The organism is Rhizorhapis sp. SPR117, assembly GCF_021742065.1.
Genome location: NZ_JAKKIE010000139.1, coordinates 1 through 3,356, shown reverse-complemented (window position 1 = coordinate 3,356; position 3,356 = coordinate 1). Strand labels below are relative to the sequence as shown.

Annotated in this window: 5 protein-coding genes; all 5 read left to right on the top strand. The window is 57.3% G+C overall.

Going from position 1 to position 3,356, the window contains the following annotated elements:
* Positions 1-285: 285 nt before the first annotated feature.
* The 5 genes from L3X40_RS21325 (at position 286) to L3X40_RS21305 (ending at position 3,285) form a co-directional block, all read left to right on the top strand.
* The gene (locus tag L3X40_RS21325; RefSeq protein ID WP_237367349.1) at positions 286-576 is read left to right on the top strand and encodes a type II toxin-antitoxin system RelE/ParE family toxin; all 291 of its coding nucleotides are present in this window, start codon (positions 286-288) and stop codon (positions 574-576) included.
* Positions 566-868 carry a HigA family addiction module antitoxin gene (locus L3X40_RS21320; RefSeq protein ID WP_237367348.1) on the top strand — a complete coding sequence of 101 codons (303 nt, stop codon included), beginning with the start codon at positions 566-568 and terminating at the stop codon, positions 866-868. The genes L3X40_RS21325 and L3X40_RS21320 overlap by 11 nt, the downstream gene beginning before the upstream one ends.
* A 471-nt stretch (positions 869-1,339) precedes the next feature.
* A complete protein-coding gene (pal, locus tag L3X40_RS21315) occupies positions 1,340-1,843 on the top strand; it encodes a peptidoglycan-associated lipoprotein Pal (protein WP_237367350.1) in 504 nt (167 codons plus the stop codon).
* 33 nt (positions 1,844-1,876) lie between these two features.
* Positions 1,877-2,110 carry a hypothetical protein gene (locus L3X40_RS21310; RefSeq protein WP_237367347.1) on the top strand — a complete coding sequence of 78 codons (234 nt, stop codon included), beginning with the start codon at positions 1,877-1,879 and terminating at the stop codon, positions 2,108-2,110.
* Positions 2,107-3,285: a DUF4118 domain-containing protein gene (locus L3X40_RS21305; RefSeq protein ID WP_237367346.1), complete on the top strand. Its 1,179-nt coding sequence runs from the start codon at positions 2,107-2,109 to the stop codon at positions 3,283-3,285. The genes L3X40_RS21310 and L3X40_RS21305 overlap by 4 nt, the downstream gene beginning before the upstream one ends.
* Positions 3,286-3,356 lie beyond the last annotated feature (71 nt).

The window sequence follows — 3,356 nt, the reverse complement described above, 5'->3', positions numbered from 1 at the left end:
GAAATGCCAACGTCTGATTACACTCAATAATGCCATATCGATCACTCCATGTTGCCTCCAAACCTGCGTCCGGAGGTAGTTCAAACATGGGTCAGTTCTCGACGGAAATTTATATCCCTCCCGGGTCAACTCTCAGCAGTAATCAACAATCGAGGTCTGAATGTCCCATGATGTTTCTCCGGTGGCCGGAAGGGCCAACGCGACTATAATCCCCAAGCCCTACTCCGTTAAGACAAGTGTCGCGCGACACTTGACGATCTCGCGACACCGCGCTATATCCCAAGAATGGAAATTGAGAGCATCAGGCACAAAGGCCTGCGCCGCTTCTTTGAGACGGGTAATGCCAAAGGCCTGGTTGGAGATTCTGGGCGGCTGCGCAAGATGCTTGCTTTCATCGACGCTGCGGAAAGCTTCGAAGAACTGGCGGTGCCACCGAACTTCGGATTGCATGAACTGACAGGGGACCGGAAGGGAAGCTGGTCGATGACCGTGACAAGAAACTGGCGGATGACCTTCGGGTTGAATGACGAAGGCGCGCTAATCGATATGGATCTGGAGGATTATCATGGCGCTTAAGATGCACCCTTCGCTCGTCGTCCACGTTGGCGACTGGTTGAAGACGGAAATCGTGGAGCCCGCACAGGTCAGCGTGACGGCTTTGGCCGAGCATTTTGGCGTATCGAGGCAGGCATTGAGCACCTTGCTGAACGGCAATGCCAGCCTTTCTGCCGATATGGCTATCCGGTTTGAGAAGGCTTTCGGGATCAAAGCCGATACTCTGTTGCGGATGCAGACGGCCTATGAGCTGGCCCAGGCCCGCGAGCATGAGCAGGACATAAAGGTTCAAAAGTTCGCCAGAGCGGCCTGAGGCGCCGACAGAGCGGCCGATCAACGGTCCGAATTGGCTCGTTAATAGCTGAACGGGGAGTTGGCTGAGCGTCAGCTTGTCGGTTTGTACACCGACAAGGCATTCGAGGGCGCTATCACCGCAAGTTGAAATCGCTTCCACATACACTTGTGGCAGCTGTCCTCGTCATGGGCCGCCGGAGCATGCCTGCAATCCAATAGTGGGCGTTCAATCATTTTTCCTGTCTGATGGTGCTTGGGATTGAGCGGGGCTTCATGTGAACCACCGGCCATAAAAAAGCCGTGCTAACGCTGACCATCAGTTCGCGTTAAGCGTCGGCAATGAATAGCGGAAATTTGAACTGGAACAGAATCAATCGGCTGGGGACCAGGTCTGCCCAGCCGCAAGGGTCATGAAATGTCATCAACCTCTGGCGACATGCGTCGCCGGAATTCAATTACAAGCCCTCCAAATAAGGAAACAACTGCAATGATGTCATTCGGGCGAACTGTCCTTTTTGCAACCTCCATCATCGCTTTGGCCGCCTGCTCCAAAAAGGCGCCGGACGCGCTCCCGCCGCCTCCTGGGTCCTCCAGCGATAGTGGGACCTATGCTCCGACAGGTCCGGTCAAAGGCAGCCAGGAGGATTTCCTGGCACATGTTTCGTCCGATCGGGTATTTTTCGACACCGACAAGTTCAACGTCGATGCACAGGACCAGGCCACGTTGCAGAGCCAAGCGCAATGGCTGGTGGCCAACCCCGGTGTTCGCGTGACCATAGAGGGCCATTGCGACGAACGCGGCACGCGCGAATACAACCTTGCGCTGGGCGACCGGCGGGCGAATGCCGCGAAGAATTATCTTGTAACGCTGGGTATCGATCCCAGCCGCATCACCACATTGAGCTATGGCAAGGAACGGCCCGATGCCATTGGATCGGATGAAGGCGCCTGGGCGCAGAACCGCCGCGCCGTCACGGTGACCGTCCAATATTGATCCCGCAGCCGCGCGGCCGCGGGAGGAGATGACATGGCATCGAACACTTCGTTCACCATCGCCAACGCGCTGGGCCTGGGCTATGGCATCAATTCCAACGACATCGTCACTAACCTCGTCGCTGCCGCGCAAAGCCCTGAACAAAACATCATTCGAGCGCGGCAGAACATCAACAAGGCCCAAATCTCGGCGCTGGCAAAGTACAAATCTGCGCAGAGCTACATGGAACGGCAGATCATGATGTGGAATTCGAGCAAGAGCCGTTGACCGACCGCCCGGGCCTCAAGGTAGCATCCACTTTGCCCATGGGGATTTCAATTCTGCTGCCTTCTCGCCATTGGCCCATGTTCCGGCAGATGAAAGATGAGAGCCGTAACCAAGCCGTTCGCGAGTTGGGGCTTACCATTGCAAATCTGCTGCTGTTTGCGGCAGCGACATTCGGTTCCTATTTTGCCATGGAGCATGGGCGCAGGGTAAGCGCCGTGCTGATCTATCTTCTAGGCGTGACACTTGTCGGGGCGTCCTCTGGGCTAAGGGTGGGCCTGCTTGCCGGGATCGCGGCCTCGGCCATCTATAACTTCTTTTTGAGCGAGCCGCTGTTCGCGTTCGGCGCATCATCGGCCGACGACCTCATCCCGCTGATCGCCTTCAATGTGACGGCCATATTGTCCGGCACGCTGGCGGGACGTCTCAACGACCGCGCCAAGGCCGCGGAGCAGGCGCAGGCGCAACTCGACCGATTGCTTCAGATCAGCAGCCGTTTGCAAAAGGCGGTTCTTCTGGAAGATGTCGTCTCCGCGATCGGCGAGGTGTTCGCGGCTCCCGACGAGGTGGAGCTGTTCATCGCGGAAAACGGCAGGGTACGACCGGTTGGGCATATCGGCCATGGCAGTGGGATCGCCAGCCAGGTGATCGCTCAGGCCACTCAACGCTTCGAGACGGAAGAGCATGTCGCCTTCCGGGTTGGGACAGCCGATGTCATCCTCGGAGTTATCGTTTTCGGGCGCGGAGCGGTGCCGCGGGGCAAGGCTCCGCGCATCGATATCGAGGCATTCGTGAATCTCATCAGTATCGCAGTGGAGCGCTGCCTTCTGCTCCATCAGCTTTCCGAGACCGAAGCCATGCGCCGCTCGGAAGAGTTGAAGACGGCTCTGCTTTCGTCTCTCTCTCACGATCTCCGAACTCCATTGGCGGCGATATCCGCGTCGGCGTCCAGCCTCGCTTCCTTCGGAACCGAACTGAGCCCCGAGGTTCGTGAAGAGATGCTGCAGACGATCCAGGAGCAATGCAGCCGGCTGAACCGCTACACCACAAATCTGCTCAACCTGGGCCAGCTCCAGGCTGGCATCGGTGCCGAGCAGATGGAAAAGGTGGACGCTATCGAACTGCTGGGCGCGGCCATCGGTTCTGCGCGAACCAACAATATCCCGCACATTTGTTGATTGTCGCTGAGAAGTGACCCGGTAGCGGCATAAATTTTCACTGAGATTTGACCCATGTTTGAACCACTCCC